This is a genomic window from Pseudomonas sp. KBN12P06040, from assembly GCF_037574965.1.
GTDB classification, from domain to species: domain Bacteria; phylum Pseudomonadota; class Gammaproteobacteria; order Pseudomonadales; family Pseudomonadaceae; genus Pseudomonas; species Pseudomonas aeruginosa.
This window is the reverse complement of sequence record NZ_JBBELS010000002.1, coordinates 163,203-178,890: the sequence shown is the minus strand read 5'-3', so window position 1 is coordinate 178,890 and position 15,688 is coordinate 163,203. Positions and strand designations below refer to the sequence as shown.

General features: G+C 57.4%; 18 protein-coding genes. All 18 read left to right on the top strand.

What is annotated here, in order from left to right:
* Positions 1–457: 457 nt before the first annotated feature.
* The 18 genes from VQ067_RS31315 (at position 458) to VQ067_RS31230 (ending at position 15,630) form a co-directional block, all read left to right on the top strand.
* Positions 458–856 carry a hypothetical protein gene (locus tag VQ067_RS31315; RefSeq protein ID WP_019484869.1) on the top strand — a complete coding sequence of 133 codons (399 nt, stop codon included), beginning with the start codon at positions 458–460 and terminating at the stop codon, positions 854–856.
* Entirely contained in the window at positions 853–1,185 is a 333-nt protein-coding gene (locus VQ067_RS31310) for a hypothetical protein (RefSeq protein WP_021018441.1), read from the top strand. The genes VQ067_RS31315 and VQ067_RS31310 overlap by 4 nt, the downstream gene beginning before the upstream one ends.
* Before the next feature lie 286 nt (positions 1,186–1,471).
* On the top strand, positions 1,472–1,807 hold the full coding sequence (gene tnpA / locus VQ067_RS31305; protein WP_023105889.1) for an IS66-like element accessory protein TnpA: 336 nt from the start codon (positions 1,472–1,474) through the stop codon (positions 1,805–1,807).
* Complete coding sequence (tnpB, locus tag VQ067_RS31300; RefSeq protein ID WP_340080970.1) at positions 1,804–2,139, top strand: IS66 family insertion sequence element accessory protein TnpB; 336 nt, start codon at positions 1,804–1,806, stop codon at positions 2,137–2,139. The genes tnpA and tnpB overlap by 4 nt, the downstream gene beginning before the upstream one ends.
* Before the next feature lie 63 nt (positions 2,140–2,202).
* Entirely contained in the window at positions 2,203–3,714 is a 1,512-nt protein-coding gene (tnpC, locus tag VQ067_RS31295) for an IS66 family transposase (RefSeq protein ID WP_023105887.1), read from the top strand.
* A gap of 303 nt (positions 3,715–4,017) precedes the next feature.
* Entirely contained in the window at positions 4,018–4,653 is a 636-nt protein-coding gene (locus VQ067_RS31290; RefSeq protein WP_010792620.1) for a hypothetical protein, read from the top strand.
* Complete coding sequence (locus tag VQ067_RS31285; RefSeq protein ID WP_010792619.1) at positions 4,650–5,012, top strand: hypothetical protein; 363 nt, start codon at positions 4,650–4,652, stop codon at positions 5,010–5,012. The genes VQ067_RS31290 and VQ067_RS31285 overlap by 4 nt, the downstream gene beginning before the upstream one ends.
* Before the next feature lie 8 nt (positions 5,013–5,020).
* On the top strand, positions 5,021–5,485 hold the full coding sequence (locus tag VQ067_RS31280) for a hypothetical protein (RefSeq protein WP_010792618.1): 465 nt from the start codon (positions 5,021–5,023) through the stop codon (positions 5,483–5,485).
* 384 nt (positions 5,486–5,869) lie between these two features.
* Positions 5,870–6,283 (top strand): hypothetical protein, encoded by a 414-nt coding sequence (locus VQ067_RS31275; RefSeq protein WP_038405153.1) that lies wholly within the window; start codon positions 5,870–5,872, stop codon positions 6,281–6,283.
* A 147-nt stretch (positions 6,284–6,430) separates the two neighbouring features.
* The gene (locus VQ067_RS31270) at positions 6,431–8,263 is read left to right on the top strand and encodes a PRTRC system ParB family protein (RefSeq protein WP_340080969.1); all 1,833 of its coding nucleotides are present in this window, start codon (positions 6,431–6,433) and stop codon (positions 8,261–8,263) included.
* Positions 8,264–8,296: 33 nt separating this feature from the next.
* Positions 8,297–8,791 carry a PRTRC system protein E gene (locus VQ067_RS31265; protein ID WP_010792615.1) on the top strand — a complete coding sequence of 165 codons (495 nt, stop codon included), beginning with the start codon at positions 8,297–8,299 and terminating at the stop codon, positions 8,789–8,791.
* A gap of 11 nt (positions 8,792–8,802) precedes the next feature.
* On the top strand, positions 8,803–9,015 hold the full coding sequence (locus VQ067_RS31260; protein ID WP_010792614.1) for a PRTRC system protein C: 213 nt from the start codon (positions 8,803–8,805) through the stop codon (positions 9,013–9,015).
* 105 nt (positions 9,016–9,120) lie between these two features.
* Entirely contained in the window at positions 9,121–10,497 is a 1,377-nt protein-coding gene (locus VQ067_RS31255) for a hypothetical protein (protein ID WP_010792613.1), read from the top strand.
* Positions 10,498–10,506: 9 nt separating this feature from the next.
* Complete coding sequence (locus VQ067_RS31250) at positions 10,507–11,199, top strand: PRTRC system protein B (protein WP_010792612.1); 693 nt, start codon at positions 10,507–10,509, stop codon at positions 11,197–11,199.
* A gap of 3 nt (positions 11,200–11,202) precedes the next feature.
* Positions 11,203–12,024, top strand: a complete 822-nt coding sequence (locus VQ067_RS31245; RefSeq protein ID WP_010792611.1) for a PRTRC system ThiF family protein — start codon at positions 11,203–11,205, stop codon at positions 12,022–12,024.
* Positions 12,025–12,492: 468 nt separating this feature from the next.
* Positions 12,493–13,905, top strand: a complete 1,413-nt coding sequence (locus tag VQ067_RS31240; protein WP_010792610.1) for a hypothetical protein — start codon at positions 12,493–12,495, stop codon at positions 13,903–13,905.
* The gene (locus VQ067_RS31235) at positions 13,892–14,644 is read left to right on the top strand and encodes a hypothetical protein (RefSeq protein ID WP_010792609.1); all 753 of its coding nucleotides are present in this window, start codon (positions 13,892–13,894) and stop codon (positions 14,642–14,644) included. The genes VQ067_RS31240 and VQ067_RS31235 overlap by 14 nt, the downstream gene beginning before the upstream one ends.
* Before the next feature lie 185 nt (positions 14,645–14,829).
* A complete protein-coding gene (locus tag VQ067_RS31230) occupies positions 14,830–15,630 on the top strand; it encodes a hypothetical protein (RefSeq protein ID WP_038405152.1) in 801 nt (266 codons plus the stop codon).
* The last annotated feature ends 58 nt before the right edge of the window (positions 15,631–15,688 follow it).

Sequence of the window (15,688 nt, the reverse complement as noted above, 5' to 3'; positions counted from 1 at the left end):
CACTGCTCCAGCGATCGATTCCTGATCCGCTCAACCGGGATAATCCGTCCTAACCGGTTTATCCAGTAGTCAGGTTCACTCCACGGTTGTACTGAGGTTTGCTCCACTCAGGGGTTTTATGGGGTACTTATCTACAGGGCTAGGGTCGATAAAGCCGCTCGGCTACTCAGGTTTCCTCCACGTTTCGGGATGGCATAGTCAGGTCTGCTCCACGATTCGATTCTATACAGTGAAGGTTTGGTCCACGATTCTCTTGAGGCCGACCAGGCATAGTGAGGATTGGCTCATGATTCTAGGCAGGTTTGCCTCACGATTCTTCGCTCAACCCCTTGTTTCTAAAGGGATTTGCGAGTCTCTCCTATATTCTTCCTTTTTCCTTATATTTCCTTTGTCTTGAGGGTTCTGGCACAAGCAGCATCATGAGGGAATCCACCTACCAATTCAGGAGGTGAACCACATGCCCAACAACAGCCAGAACTCCCTCACCAGCCGGGCAAAGACCTGGCTTTCTGCTCCACGAACTCTCGAGGAAATCCAGGACGCTCATTTGAGGCTGGTCAAGAAAACCCAGAAGGATAAGTCGATCGACCCGCAGGACGGTCGAACAGCTCTCGAGGCACTGATTGAAGGGTACGTGGACGCTGGCGGTGAAATGTTCGATCTGTACCAAGCACCGGAAGAGCACCAGGGTGCCCAAACCGACAAAGCGGCCGTGACGACGGCCTCGGTGATAGATCTGTCCCCGCTTTGTCCTGACGTTCAACCAACTCCACCTTTGACCATGGAGGAGAAAGCCAAGGCAATTCAGAACATCCGAGCAATGCTTGCCCGGCCCAGCCAGGTGTCGCCCCAATGAACGCTCTAGGTCAAGCTCAGCAATGGCTGCAGAGTGAGATGCCATCGCCAGATGAAATCAGGCAATCCATCGACAACCTCTGTCATCAACTCGCAGGTTGCCAAAGTCTCGAAGGACAGAAGGACTTACATGCCGCGATACAATTGCTGATGAAGCAATTCGGGGAGAGTCCTCCAGAGGTGTCACTCCCTGACGTTCCCGCGCCTACAGCTCAGCTCGATATAGGAAATCTCATACCCAATGAAGATGGGGAGGAGGCTTCACTGACCCCTGAAGAACGTCGAGCTCGCTTCAACGCGCTCAAGGATGAGTTGGCAAGACCGTTTTAGGGTACGGCCTGCTTTCGCCCTTTGAGTGGCTCCGCCGGCAAAGCAGGCACCACCTCCGCATCGACGTAAATGTCTGCGTCGAAGAACGCGACGACTTCCTTTAGCTCAGGTGACCGAAGGAGATCCGCTAACCCAGGATGGTTACTCGTGATCGTCTTCCAAGCGTCCTTCCTACGGTTATCGGTAAGCGTCTGGCCAACACACCTCCCCGGTTCTTCCAGCTAGCGGCATGGTGTCCACCTGTTTTTGGTGGACACCATTTCAAGCCCCTTGCGGAGGATCTCCCGTGCCAGGCCAACGCCGCTCCTATCCCAAATCTTTCAAGGCCCAGGTCGTCGAGGAGTGTACCCAGCCCGGCGCCTCGGTTGCCGGCGTGGCCTTGAGCCACGGCCTCAACGCCAATCTCGTGCACAAGTGGATTCGCCGCCAGCAGGCACAGCTGCCCGCGGTACCCTCAGGTTTTATTCCAATTCCTCTCGTCCCGAGCGTGCCGGCTACCCCGAGTGCGGCCGACAGGGCCATCCAGATCGCAATTCCCCATCGGGCCGGCAAACTGTCGGTGCAGTGGCCGGGCAAGGACCCTGAAGGCTGCGCCCGCTTTCTGCGCGAGCTACTGAAGTGATCCGCATCGAGCGCATCTGGCTCGCCACCGAGCCGCTGGACATGCGCGCCGGCACCGAAACCGCGTTGGCCCGGGTGGTTCAAGTTTTCGGTGCGGCGCAGCCGCACTGCGCCTACCTGTTCACCAACAAGCGCGCCAATCGGATGAAGGTGCTGGTGCACGATGGCTTCGGCATCTGGCTGGCTGCTCGCAGGCTCAATCGAGGGCGCTTCGCCTGGTCGGGCAATTGGCAGGGACAGCAGTTGGAACTCAGTCCCGAGCAGTTGCAGGCCCTGGTGGTCAGCCTACCTTGGCAGCGTCTTGGGCCCAATGCCGAGATCAGACTCCTGTAGCCGGGGCGCAATTAGGCCAATGGCCTATCGCCGAGGGGGCCGACAATCCGCACACTCGGCGCCATGAGTCCTGCCGCTTTCGATCACCTGACACCCGAGCAACTGCGCCAACTGGCCGCGCAGTTGAGTCAGCGCGTCGATCACCTGGAAACGCTCAACCAGCGGTTGAACCACGAACTCGCCGTGCTGCGGCGCCACCGCTTCGCCCGCCGCAGCGAGCAGCTCAATGCCGACCAGCTCAATCTGCTGGACGAGATGATCGAGGCCGACATCGCCGCCATCGAGGCAGAGCTTGAAACGGCCCGACCAGAGCCCGCCAAGCGCGAGCCACGGCAGCAGCCCAAGCGAGCGCCGCTGCCGGCCGAACTGCCGCGCACGCTGATACTTCACGAGCCGGACAGCACCCAGTGTGCCTGCGGCTGCCAGCTCAAGCGCATCGGTGAAGACGTCAGCGAGAAGCTCGACTACACCCCGGGCACCTTCACCGTCGAGCGGCATATCCGTGGCAAGTGGGTCTGCGCCCAGTGTGAAACGCTGATCCAGGCCCCAGTGCCTGCGCAGGTGATCGACAAGGGCATCCCGACTGCCGGGCTACTGGCTCAGGTCATGGTGGCCAAGTTCGCCGATCACTTGCCGCTATACCGCCAGGAAAAGATCTTCGCCCGCGCCGGGCTGGCTATCGCGCGTTCCACGCTGGCGCAATGGGTCGGCGCTTGCGGTGTCCAGCTGCAACCCCTGGTCGATGCCCTGCGCGACTGCCTGCTCCAGCAGGACGTCATCCTCGCCGACGAAACCCCGGTGCAGATGCTCGCCCCGGGCACGAAGAAGACCCAGCGGGCTTACGTCTGGGCCTATGCACCCAGCCCCTTCGCCGACCTCAAGGCCGTGGTCTACGACTTCAGGCCGAGCCGGGCTGGCGAGCACGCGCGCAGCTTCCTGGGCGACTGGCAGGGCAAACTGGTCTGCGACGACTTCGTCGGCTACAAGGCCAGCTTCGAGCAAGGCGTGACCGAGATCGGCTGCATGGCCCATGCACGGCGCAAGTTCTTCGACCTGCATGCCGCCAACCAGAGCCAACTGGCCGAGCAGGCCCTCCAGTACATCGGTCAGCTGTACGAGGTGGAGCGCGAAGGGCGAGAGTTGCTCGCCGCACAGCGACGGCAACTGCGCCAGGACAAAGCCAGGCCGATCATCGATGGCCTGCATAGCTGGATGCTTGGGCAGCGGCAGAAGGTGCCGGAAGGCAGCGCGATCGCCAAGGCACTCGACTACAGCCTCAAGCGCTGGGCAGCGTTGGTGCGCTACCTGAATGACGGCAACCTGCCCATCGACAACAACTGGATCGAGAACCAGATCCGCCCCTGGGCCCTGGGGCGTGCCAACTGGCTGTTTGCCGGCTCTCTGCGCAGTGGCCAGCGTGGCGCAGCCTTGATGACGCTGATCCAGTCAGCCCGCCTGAACGGGCACGATCCGTACGCCTACCTGAAGGACGTGCTCACGCGCCTGCCGACGCAGAAGGCCAGCGCCCTGGCCGAGCTGCTGCCGCACAACTGGGTATCCGCCGGCAAGGTGTGATGCCCGTTCGCTTACGGTTATCGGGTAGTCCTGTAAGGCGCACATACTTCTCTCCAGCTTGCACCGTGGGCACAGAAATCGTCGTGAGCCAGGCCATTTCTTGCGGAGTGCTCATGTCCCCTCCTCTACGGAAAACTCCGACTCTGACAGCCCGTCAGCCGCATTCAAGCCAATCAGCAAGCCTGGATTTCAAGCCCGCGTTTTGGCGTGAATCCATATGCTGGATCGTTAAAATCGTTCTGGTTTCGGAAACCAACAATCCAGGAGCGGGCAATTCCGCCCTGGCACTCGAAAAGGACCACTATGCGAATCATCACGCTCGTTCCTCTCGCTGCTCTGGCCGTAGCCTTGTCGGGTTGCGCTAACAAGGAGTTGCAAGAGACCTCCTACAGTTACGAATCGAAGGCTCACTCCGGGACTGTCCAGGTTGTCGAGCGTACTGATGGTCCTTCGGATCAGTGCCCCAAATTTTGGCGGGATGGGGAGCCGTATCAACCGACCGGGCTGAAGCAAATGACTGGCTTCCGGCTGAAAGTGAATCTCCATAGCGGCTCGGATTCGAGCCACGGTCAGGACCTGGACTTCGTTCTGCCTTCGAACAATGGGCATCAGGTAGTCATGAAAGACTTTCAGAAGGAGCGGTCTTGGCTGCTGGGTGTCGACACAAATGGGCTGGTGAAAACAGGCGAACTTTTCCATTACCCCGAAGGATTCTTCATCCGTGCTGCAAGCCCTCAGATCTCGGACAACACGATCAGCTTCTGCCTCGGGGTGGATCGGATGTACGTACCGCAGGCTGACCTGAACAGCAGCACCAATCCACTGATCCGGTTGGATCGCTTGAATATTCGGTTTGCCGGCGAGAGTGGTGAGGTCGTTCGGTATGACTTCGGGACAGTTGATCCGATTCGGGTGACTGTGTCTGCGGAGGCCCTATGACCCAACTCGCTGCGGCGACAAAGTCGGTTCTGCAATTTGAAGGTAAAGCACTGGCTTGCCCGTTCAGCAAACTGACTGCCAATGAGCTTCTGGAGTACATCCTGGGCTACTACGAGAGTTTGCACCCAAGCTTCATCCGCATCGAGTACCCGGTAGGCAAGGAGGAATTCCTCTACAACATCCTGAAGGATGGCTATGGGTTGGCACCAATTACCAGCTGGGGACCTGCCCAGGTGGAAGTATTGGTGGTCTCAGCCGAAGACCTGAAAGCAACCCCCAAAGACCAGCTGGACCATGACTCGTTCATGGAACAAGCGGCCTGGCGTCTCATCACCCGCACCTTTGCTGAAAAACTGTGAGGACCTCAGTGATCAAGCGACTTCTCCCCTTGCTTCTTGTAATTGCTGGCAGTGCCGAGGCAAGCCAAGCTCAAGTCTCTGTCATCGTGGGTACCAATGAGCCGGAGGTGTTCATTGTGCCGTTCGACGGCCAAGCTCACGAGCTGGACATCCGTGATTCTCATCGCTACCACGCTGCATTTGTCGACCCGGCGACGAAGCGCGAAATCTGCCGTGATGGTGAATACAAGACGGGACTGGTGCTGAAGCTGCGTTCGCTTCCGATCGAAGGAACTGAACAGCCGATCGAGGTGTTGGGGATGGTTTCCGCTCTCAGCGCCATCAATGACGGCGCAAAACTCAAGTGCGGGACCAATCAGGAGGTCAAGCTGACGAACACCGCCTTGTCTGACACTGTTCGGCTGCAGCCCAACAAGACCAAGCCAATGGTCATAGACGGCAAATGGACCGTCTTGCTCAAAATGCAGCGCTGACCTAAACGGGAGGGAATCGAGATGACTTGGAGCTATTTGCGTAGAGACTTCCTCCCTCCCCTGGCCATTTGCACTTTTTGTCGTCGGCCATTGCACAGTGAAAAGGGCATCGTCATCACCGATGAGGTCGGTACCGAAGCTTTCGCTGGCCCCAGCTGCGCTAAGAAGCATCTGGGGCAGCCGGAAGAGCGGCTGCTTGATGTATCGCGCCTGGCCCTACTGGTTGTGGCTGACGAACCAGCGCAGCACAACGAATCGGCCCCAACACCGGCAAGTCCAGCTCCAGAGATAGGGGCTGGAAGTTCACCAACCTCTAGCCCACAACGCCCTCCTCTCCCGCCCATAGACGAGGTAGTGCAATACGTTCGCCTCCGATGTGAAGCAATGAACGGCTTCAAGTTCGCTGTATCGAAGGTGTTGAAGCTGGCTCACGACGAGTACAAACAAAGCGGAGAGATCGAAGATGATCTCCGCAAGCAGATCGGCGGCGCTATGCGTAACGCGGCGGCCAACAAATCGGTCCTGAGCCCAATCAACGTCAAACGCTGCATTGGCCTCAACCACTGGCTTGTGGAGGCGGTTCAGCACACGAATAAGGATCGACGCGAGTTCCTGGAGCAGATGCAAACGCACCTCCACCGTTTCTGGATGCTCACTCCAAAGCAGATGGCCGCGATAAATCGTTGGGGCGAGCACATCCGGAAGCGAATAGACGATTTCCCGCTCCTCGATGAGGAAGCGTTCTCAGGCGTCACCCTTCCCGAGTTCATGCAACGGAATCCATCCAGCCGCCGATAAGTTCAACCCTCCATATCGGTTTGGAAGCGGGGACATCAAAGCCCAAGCCGCTAGGCCCTGCCCTGCGGAAAATAATTGCGGCCCGGTTCTGCCACACACCGATACCCCTGAAAGTTTGCCCATCGCAAACACACAGAGGCACTCACCATGACCGCCGTGATTCAGCACATCCCCACCCAAGACGCAGCCTCCGCAGAACAGGCCGATATGCAGCATGTAGCTGTTGCCCGCATTCGCCGCAACCCTACAGTCGATCCCCGTAAGGGCCGGAACACCGCTCTCTACTCTCAGATCAAAGAGAGCATCCGTCAGCATGGGGTACAGCAGCCGATCATCATCCGCCCGGTTGATGAGCCCGAGTTCGACTATGAGGTAGTCGCAGGCAACACCCGCTGGCAGGCTTCCGTCGATCTGGAACTCCTGACAATCCCAGCGATCATCCGTGACCTCACTGAGGCTCAAGCACGGATCATCGCGGCCATCGAGAACATGCAACGTGCGGATTTGACCCCGATTGAAGAAGCACAGCATGCCGTTGTTGTTCTGGCTGACTGTGGCAACGATCACGCGGAGGTGATGAAGCTGCTTGGCTGGTCCCGTACCCGCCTCGATAGTCGGATCATGCTTTCCCGCGCCTGCCCGGAAGTCCGCGATGCTCTGCTGCAAGGTCAAATTAAGATCGGCCACGCTGAATTGCTGTGCCGTCTGGTGGAAAGCGAGCAGGCGCCCATCCTGGCCAAGATCATCGATCAAAACCTGACGGTTAAAGACACCCAGGACCGTCTCTTTACGATTGCCCGCGATATCTCGTCCGCTCGCTTCGATACCAAGGACTGCGCGTCATGCCGCCACAACTCGGCTGCTTACGTGGACCTGTTCGATACCTCAGTAGCCGGTGCCAAATGCCAGAACGCCACCTGCTGGAATCAGAAAGCTAGCCAACTGATCGAGGTCAAACTCATCGAGGCCCGTGACGAGTTCGGGGTAGTGCATACCGACCTGACACTGCCAAAGGACGGCTATGTCCAACTGGAAGCGAAAGGGCCGAATGGCGTTGGTGATAGCCAGATCACGGCCTGCCTGTCCTGCTCCAACTATGGGGCCGTCGTGAGTACCACAGCGGGTCACGAAGGGACCGTTGCAGGAGGCTACTGCTTCGACCGTAACTGCAACAAGGACATGCGTGAAGCCTACAAGGCCGCACTCGCAGAAGCGGCTGGGCAGCAAAACCCCCATGAGCCGGCTAACAATCGCTCGACTGAACCGCTGTCCAAAACTGCCTCGGCCACCACTCCGGCATCGAAACAAGCTGCGGGCAAGAGCAAGGACAAGCCTGCACAACCGCAGGCGTTGAAAAAGTCCATTCGCCGTGAGGCATTCAACCTCTATGGCCAAATGGGTTCCAAGGCAGTTCAAGGCAATCGCAGGCTCGCCTTGGCCATCGCCGTCGTCAGCATGTACCTGGAGATGCGCAGCAGCTTGCCTCACGAGCTGGCCAACCGGATCAAGAAGAAGCTGGGCATGCCTGAAGCCATGCTGGACAGCAGCCGCTGCAATGTGGAGGTAGAACTGGCCAAGCTGGAGGAATCAGAGCTGCTGGAGCTGCTGACCAATCTCGCCTCCTGCACCACCTTCCGTAACGATAGCGCCGACTCTTTCGAGAAGTCGCTGCCGGGTAGTCAGTCGATTGCCTACATCAAACATGAAGGCATGCAGCCGGTTGAACATTTCCAGATGAGCGAGAACTACCTCAAATCTCTGGTGAAAGCGGGAATTATCGCGGACTGCAAGCGCTCGGGATTCGAGGCGAAGTACAACGAGGTCCACGGCGACAAGGCTTTCGTCAAGCTCTCGACCGAGAAAACAGACACCCTGATCAAAGCGGTACTGGAATTCAAAGAATTCTCTTGGGCCGGGTATCTCCCCGAAGCATTTGAGATTTCTGTTCAGGCCGGTTCTGGCACACGTCGCTCGGCCTAACAATAACCTCATCGAAACCAAGGAGCCGCTCAAATGAACACCTTCTTCACCGCTATCAGCCAGGCGCTGACCGACAGCAACAAACGCATCAACATCGACGTCTCCGGCCTCGAAGGAGGCCGTGTGAAAGTGGTGCTGAGTGCAAACATCGGCCCCACCCCTGCAAAGGCTTCCGAAGCCGAGATCAAACTGCGCGCAGCCATCGCCAAGCCGATGATGCTGTCGGGCACCCCGGAAGAAGTGGAAACCGCGCTGTTCGAGCGTGTCCGCAGTCATGCGGAAGTAGTGAACCACGGCATGTCCGCCCTGGACGAAATCCGCAAGCTGAGCGAGGCGGCAGTGCAAGCATCGAAGCCTGCTCCTAGCGCACCCACCGCCGCGAAAGGGAACAGCGCTGCAGCAGAGGACGATAGCGACGATTCCGATCTGGAAAGTGGCTCTGAGCCGGCAACCAAGCCGTCCGCCTCCCCAGCTCCGTCCCAAGCGGCGGCTCCCGCCCCCTTCGCCAATCTCGCTGAACGATTCTGAGGAGCGACACGATGAGCATCGCAATCGTCACCCTGGACCGAGTGTTCCGTTATGCCGGGCGCGACTTGGACGATCCCGATCCGAGCATGGAGCCGAGCGACGTGCTGAAGCACTACAGCCGCCAGTTCCCACGACTGGTAGGCGCCAAGATTGTTGAACCTATCTCTGAGGGCGACCGCTATGTCTATGAATTCCGTGAAGCCAGCTTCGGAGACAAGGGTTAAGGACGCCCTCTCCACCCTCATGGCGTGGGCGGACGGAGATTCCTCCGCCCGCTCCGTCCCGACCAACCCCGACCACGATCTATCCAACGAACAGTTGAGGCGGCTATGGGCGCTCTTGAACTCTCCAGCTTCTCCCGGAACTATCAATTCCCAAGTTCCGCGCTGAGCCCTCTGGCTCTCCCGCAGGTCACCACGGCCATGCGGGAGGCCCATAGCCGCGCTTTTGGCGAATACAGCCACCTTGTAGATCGCAAGAGCCATGCTGCCTTCTGTCTTGATGCGCATGAAGGCGGCCTGATCAGTGACAAGGAGTTGGATTGGCTCAACGCCTATCCAAACGACTATGGCTTGCACCTGGTCACCAACGAGGTGATCGGGGCCATTGAATCCCGAATTGGGTTCTCAAAGGTCGGGCTGATTCCTGGAGTCAAGCGACGTACCAAGCTCATTGGAACCCCAGCGTACGAACTCCAACCCGCAGCGCAAACCACGCTGGCGTGCATCGAAGCAGGACTCTTCACTGCTGAGTCGGTAGAGGACTTGGTCGCCCTCGGCCCCAACTGTGCCTACCACCTCATACAGAAGGTCGAGCAAAGCCTTGTTGATCTGGCTACTGCCGATTGCCCGGATGTAAAGGATTGGCTCTACCTCGGCGTTCAGGGGGCGAAGTTCATCATCAGTGCCAAGTATTTCAACCGGTACGAGTTGACCTTGCCAGCAGAGGACTGCGAGGAATTCCGTGAGGTAGCAGTCTTCCTTTTCAAAGCACTGGACGCCATGTCCACGTACCTTGTTCATTTCCACACGCCATCCAGCTTCATGGGCGTTTACAGCTACGACAATCATGGGTTGGCGGACGCATATGGTGCGATCAAAGAACGCATTCAGAACTCCTCCCCTGAAGAATTGACCGCTTACCTGCTGGAGACACCAGAGGATCAATTCCCCTTTGAAGCATGGCCCATGGGGATCGAAGGTGACGACCGCGATGAAGACTACATCGAGGGGGTCGCGTATCAGTTGAAAGAATTGGACAACCTGACTCGACGCACCCATTTCACCTTGACGCATGAGCAGGACTCCAACCACCCAGTCGAAATTCAAGAGTTGATTGAACAGGTTCAGGATTCGATCAACGCAGGCAGCCCGTTCAAGCCTGTTCTGGAAGTGATCAAGGAAGCATTTGAGCTTTGCCATCGGTACGCAGTAGAGGGCAGTCGAGCAATCAGTGAGCACGACCTTCAGGGTTCAGCGGAGGAAGGGGTAGGTGTGTTCGAGACGCTGGTTGTGACGATTCATGGTGAGTACAGCTCGCTCGAAGATGAAGCCTGCAACGGATTCGATGACCGGGTGAGCGGTGTGGGCGATCTGCATTTGGCGCTTCCACTGGATGGAGAGCTTCTGGCACAGCAGACCGTGACGATACTGGACAAAACCAAGCAGTGCGTATCGCTGCTTAGCCGCCTCACCCAAGCTCTCTAAGGAACGAACATGCTCAGTGAAAAAGTCGAATGCCGCGCCATGCTCATCCATCGCCACGTCGAGACCCATCGACTGGATATCACCAGCCATGAGGTCCTGCCACTGGAGGGGGGGAAAACCTTCACCCTTGGTGCTGGCCGAGCCTTTTCGAGCCTGGACAAGGAGGTGCTGATCGACCTCCTTCGTGAAGAAGAACCCAGCATCGAGTTCCTGCCTGAGAACCTGCTGGTGCGGGGCCGCAACAAATTGGTGTGGTACACCGCTCCCCAGGTGCTGGAAATCCCGTTCCGTGGCGAGATTATCAAAGCACCAATCCCCGGCCTCATTTACTTGGCTGGCGGCGTGCTGCGCTGCTATGCCTACAAAGGCAAGAGCCGTCCGACGCCGGAAACTGAACTGCACTTCGCTCCGCTGGGCAACACCTATAACAACGGTACATTCTGCTCAGGTAACGTCAATCTGCCGCGAGAAATCCTGATCGAGAACATCCCCATCTGGCAGCGTTTTGTCTTGGAGAGCACGAATACCCACGGCGGAGGGGTTATCCCCCTAAAGGGTATCAAGGACTTCAAAGAGTTGGTGCAGTTCTACCGCGACCTTTCAGCCAAGCAAGCGAAGAAGTTCCCTGACCGTTGCCTCAAGCTCTCGGAAGTCAAAGGTAAGCCTCTGACCCTAAAAGCAGCAATCAATGGGGAGGGTTGAGTCATGGGGGCCGTTCAGAATTTGATCCCGGAAACCATCAGCTTCAAGACTCCAGACTCATGGCTGTCGAGCGCGCCACGAATTGTCGTCATCGGGGCTGGTGGGAACGGCAGCGAAGTAGTGGATTGCCTCGCCCAGTTCCATCACGCCATGATTTCGCTCGGGCACAAGCATGGCCTGCATGTCACCATCATCGACGACTCCGTTGTACGCGAACCGAATCTTGTACGTCAGCGTTTCTGGCCTTGCGACCTCGGCCAGTACAAAGCAATCAGTCTGGCCAATCGATACAACCTGATGCTGGGGATGAAATGGGAGGGACTCCCCTATCGCTTCCCCTCTCGCGCAACTGATGACGCTATCGGCAATGCTGATCTCATCATTTCAGCAGTAGACCTACCCTCGGCCCGTGTGGCCATCGGCGCCTGCGAAGCGGTCAAACATAACTGCATGTGGCTCGACCTCGGGAATGGACACCGTCATGGTCAGGTGGTTTTCGGTGGTATCAACAAAGTCATGCGCGACCGATTCCCGAATGTCCTCGACGCCTACCCGGAAATTCCATCGTTGGAAGATGACCACACCAAATCTTGCTCAGCAGCCGAGTCCATTCGTACTCAGGACTGCCTTGTGAACCGTGCGGTGACCACGGCAGGGATGGGCATCGTGTGGGAGTTACTGCGTACTGGTGAAACGTCCAAGCATTGGCTTGTGCTGAACTTGGGCACAGGAGAGCAGATGAGTTACCCCTTCCCTCCTCCTGCGCCAAAACAGACGAAGGCAACAGGCAAGAAAGGGAAGGTATCGAAACTCAGAAAAGTGTGAGCTGGTTGTGGGAGACATACATGGCCTCCAGCGCAGCCTGTGGTGATACGTCGGCAGGCTGATCCGGGAGCGCGGCAAGTACCCGCTCCCGATATCCTGAGCGCAAATACGCCGTAGTACAGCGAGGGCAGATTGTGAACGTGTGAAGGTGGGGTAGGTCGCCAGTGTCCACATAGGCAATCTCAGGGGAACCCTCCAGTTCATCCCCGCAGATTGCAACTGAATTCGCCGCAAGCACATCCGCCTGCACCGAGGCAATATGCACTCGGCCATCCAGGCAAACCAGGGCAATGGAACCGCCACCATTCAACTCGTGCCACCTCTTTAACTAACTCCTCCCGAGTATATCGAGCAGATTCCAGCATTCCAGCGAAGGCCTTGGTCGGAGCTTCTACTCGATGATGAACCATGGCAGCCAGTTCAGGGGCACCTGGTCCCCACTATTAGGGCGAACCAGGTGAAGAACTCATGCCAACCATACACTTCTACGACACAGTCACTGCCGGGCGCTCTCCAACCGAGGGCCAGGTTATTCGCTTTGACTCGGCGGTCTATCCAGCCCGAGGATCGGTAGACCTCTCAACTACCAACATCAAGCTCCGAGACGACGTATACCTCGATCCTGATGTTGTGATGAATAGTGACTTGGCCCTACTGGCGTTCGACCAGGGTTGCAGCGAAGTAGAGTGGGCCAGGAGGGTCTTCGCGGATTTCACCCGACCAAACACTCTCCATATAGCCTTTGGATCAACGACAAGGCACGATCCATTCATTCGAGCATCCTTTTACCGGAATCTGCTCCCGTACCCCTGCCTGGGCGTACCTGACACTGCCCACTTCCTCGATCTGGATGTACTACTTCGAGCAATTCTCCTGATCCGTCCAGGAGAATGCCCTTGGGATGTTGAGACGCTTACTGGTGGAGCAGCCGGCCTCTACCAGTTCCTCATGTGGGACGCGGGACTCGGCACTGAGAACCGGGCACTTCGGGTCAAAGAGGTTCTTTCCAAAATCTCGGAAGCGAGCCCGAAGCTTCTCCACCATGCCGTCACAGTCAGCTCTCCTTCCCAGATCAAGGCACTCTTGGGCCTTGATGGGGGTGAAGTCTGGGACCTGCGGAGTGTGAAGCCTGTGGTGATGGTCCACCCCTCGCTCCCCGACAATCGTGGCGCAATCCTCGCTATGCCAGTGGCAGCTGACGTGAGTTATCCCGACCTGATCTGCATGGTGGACTTAGAGGCTGACCTTTCAAGCTTATGCTCAGACTCCACGGAGTCACTCCAGCATTTGTCTAGGGCAAACAAAGGGGACCGCTCCGCGCCGCTTTTCCACATCAGTATGTCCCGAATTCCCTTCGTGGCCCCGCTGAGCGCAATTCGACCGGATGATGCTAAGCGCCTGGGCATCAATGTCTCCGCAGTGAAGGCGAACATCCAGCGCCTGACATCAGCGAAACACCTGGTGGCCAGATTGCGGGATGAACCAGTGCTGCAGCTAAACGCACAGCCCGCAGACGTTGACCACCGAATGTGGGCGGGTGATTTCCCTTCAACTGACCTCGACCTAATGCGCCAGCTGCATTCTTCGGGGTTCAATTCCTGGCAGGACCTCCTCTTAACTGGCACTGACCGCCGACTTCGGGATCTCGGTAACCGGATGCTTGGTAGGTACCAGCCTGATGCCCTATCGCCTAGCGACCGAGGAGTATGGCTGCGGCATGTGGATCAGAGAGTCCGGGGAGATTTCAGCGGTTCGTTTCGGCTGGAACAGCTCATGGAACGAGCGGAGGATATGTGTCAGCAGTACCCGACGGCAGCAGGTGTCCAGGGCTTTCGGGAACGACTTCATCGTTTGAAGGGGATGGTCAATGATGGATTTTGAAACACCGCCAATCTTCGACCCATACGAGCACAGACCGTTTCAAGGTTATATGTGCAGCGAAGGCCGGCAAGTGGAGACCTATCTCTCTCTCATGCACTTCATTGAGGCTGAGAAATTCCGCGGTTTGGACGAGGGCTACCGTCGGTACATTCTGAGTATCGAGGACCGCGATGACTTCATCCTCGAAACAGCAGGAATCACCCAGGGTGTCCGCCGACCGGACTGGGATGAGATCAAAGCACCAATGGTCCGCGCAGGGCTCTGGATGCAACTGGTACAGCACAAAGATGCAATGGTGCCGCTCATAACACATCCAGGATGTGAGTGCCCTGTGGGTCTGGTCAATGAGGCGATTCAAGAGATATACGAGCGGCTTCATTCTGGCGATCCATTGCGAAAAGTCTTGCTCGCCGGGGACGATTCGCCTAATGCCTTGAGGAGTTCGTCTTTTGATGAGGTCCTCGATCACATCTTCAACGTCCGGCAGCCTGACGAAGTAATCGTCTCGGCTGATGGCGGGGTATCCATGCGATCTGCTGCTTATGCGGCACGACGCTACATTCCGCTGCGGTTTCTTCCTCGGGTTCAAAGCGCAGGAGAGTTTGCGAAGAACGCGATCAGCCAGGCCACCCATGTCTTTCTTTTGGGCACCAATGGCCAAGCTTCCTTTGCTCAAGCAGCATACGATTTAGCATGCGAAACCGGTCTTGTTGCCCACCAGGTCGAGCTGCCAGCGTGAAGGCCTGGAATCTGGGAGTCATACTGTTCCCCATACTCATGGGAGGGTGCGCGGTTGAACAACCTCGCTGGGTAACGGATAGGCCCGCTGCGTACTGTTACAAAACTGCTGACAAGGTATGTCTTGCGGACCTGATTTCGGCCCACCTACAGAAAGCTCCTGGCGGTACGATTCGTGATGACGCTATGTGGAGAGCCGCCGCTGCGGTTCGAATTGCAGGAGCTCAGTTCCCAGAGACTCTGAAATCGCTTCAGTCCTCAGTAGAGGCGTTTTCCTGCACTGCCAAAAGGTTCTACTGGGACGAAGCCTCCGCAGCAGTCCAAGAAGCTCAGCAGGGACGATTTCGGAATGCACTATCCGCCGCCCAACAGATCGATGGGAAGGACGCCCGTACCTATGCCCTTTCGCTGATCGTGCAGATCTCTTCCGAGGCCAAGGATGACAAAGCCCTTGGTAAAGCCCTGGATGTATTAAGCAAAGACGATGAGCGAGCTTACATGGATGCCTTGCTTCTTCGGCTGCAGGTGTTACTCGCTCAGGGAGATCTGGAGCGATCCTCGGCTCTCCAGAACCACCTTCTTGCTTTTTTCGCCAAAGACCCAGAGACAGGGGTTGAACCAGCTACAGAAATGGCAATCACCTATCTGTCGCAGGGGTTAAAGCTCGATGCTCGGGATTTCCTGGTCAGGGCCGCTGATGGGATTCCAGGGGTGAGGTCTGCGGACAACCTGAAGCTGTTCAATCTTGTCGGCCAGGTCATCGATGGGTACCGCCCCATACCCGATGACTTCTACCAGTTCAGCTCTGATTCGGCACGTTTGCGGGCTTATCTGGTGGTGGCGCGGTACTACCGAAACACCGGGAATCGGGCAATGGTCACTTCTATGCTGGCCGACGCATCTCGCTTCACCCAAAAGGCAAGTTTCAAAGCCAATCGCACCGAGGTCGCAAGCCGGTTAGCTGACTTCCTCCGCGATTCGCACTAGACCTTTTTCCCCAGGAATTGTGCATAACTCGGCGGATAACTCTCTGTATTCCAGTCCG

Excerpts from the sequence above, each read along its gene's own strand:
- VQ067_RS31285 (WP_010792619.1), top strand. The coding sequence starts at position 4,650 with ATGACCCAACTCGCTGCGGCGACAAAGTCGGTTCTGCAATTTGAAGGT.
- VQ067_RS31290 (WP_010792620.1), top strand. The coding sequence starts at position 4,018 with ATGCGAATCATCACGCTCGTTCCTCTCGCTGCTCTGGCCGTAGCCTTG.
- VQ067_RS31230 (WP_038405152.1), top strand. The coding sequence starts at position 14,830 with ATGTGGAGAGCCGCCGCTGCGGTTCGAATTGCAGGAGCTCAGTTCCCA.
- tnpC (WP_023105887.1), top strand. The coding sequence starts at position 2,203 with ATGAGTCCTGCCGCTTTCGATCACCTGACACCCGAGCAACTGCGCCAA.
- VQ067_RS31240 (WP_010792610.1), top strand. The coding sequence starts at position 12,493 with ATGCCAACCATACACTTCTACGACACAGTCACTGCCGGGCGCTCTCCA.
- VQ067_RS31270 (WP_340080969.1), top strand. The coding sequence starts at position 6,431 with ATGACCGCCGTGATTCAGCACATCCCCACCCAAGACGCAGCCTCCGCA.
- VQ067_RS31275 (WP_038405153.1), top strand. The coding sequence starts at position 5,870 with ATGAACGGCTTCAAGTTCGCTGTATCGAAGGTGTTGAAGCTGGCTCAC.
- VQ067_RS31235 (WP_010792609.1), top strand. The coding sequence starts at position 13,892 with ATGATGGATTTTGAAACACCGCCAATCTTCGACCCATACGAGCACAGA.
- VQ067_RS31260 (WP_010792614.1), top strand. The coding sequence starts at position 8,803 with ATGAGCATCGCAATCGTCACCCTGGACCGAGTGTTCCGTTATGCCGGG.
- VQ067_RS31255 (WP_010792613.1), top strand. The coding sequence starts at position 9,121 with ATGGGCGCTCTTGAACTCTCCAGCTTCTCCCGGAACTATCAATTCCCA.
- VQ067_RS31250 (WP_010792612.1), top strand. The coding sequence starts at position 10,507 with ATGCTCAGTGAAAAAGTCGAATGCCGCGCCATGCTCATCCATCGCCAC.
- VQ067_RS31315 (WP_019484869.1), top strand. The coding sequence starts at position 458 with ATGCCCAACAACAGCCAGAACTCCCTCACCAGCCGGGCAAAGACCTGG.
- VQ067_RS31245 (WP_010792611.1), top strand. The coding sequence starts at position 11,203 with ATGGGGGCCGTTCAGAATTTGATCCCGGAAACCATCAGCTTCAAGACT.
- VQ067_RS31310 (WP_021018441.1), top strand. The coding sequence starts at position 853 with ATGAACGCTCTAGGTCAAGCTCAGCAATGGCTGCAGAGTGAGATGCCA.
- VQ067_RS31265 (WP_010792615.1), top strand. The coding sequence starts at position 8,297 with ATGAACACCTTCTTCACCGCTATCAGCCAGGCGCTGACCGACAGCAAC.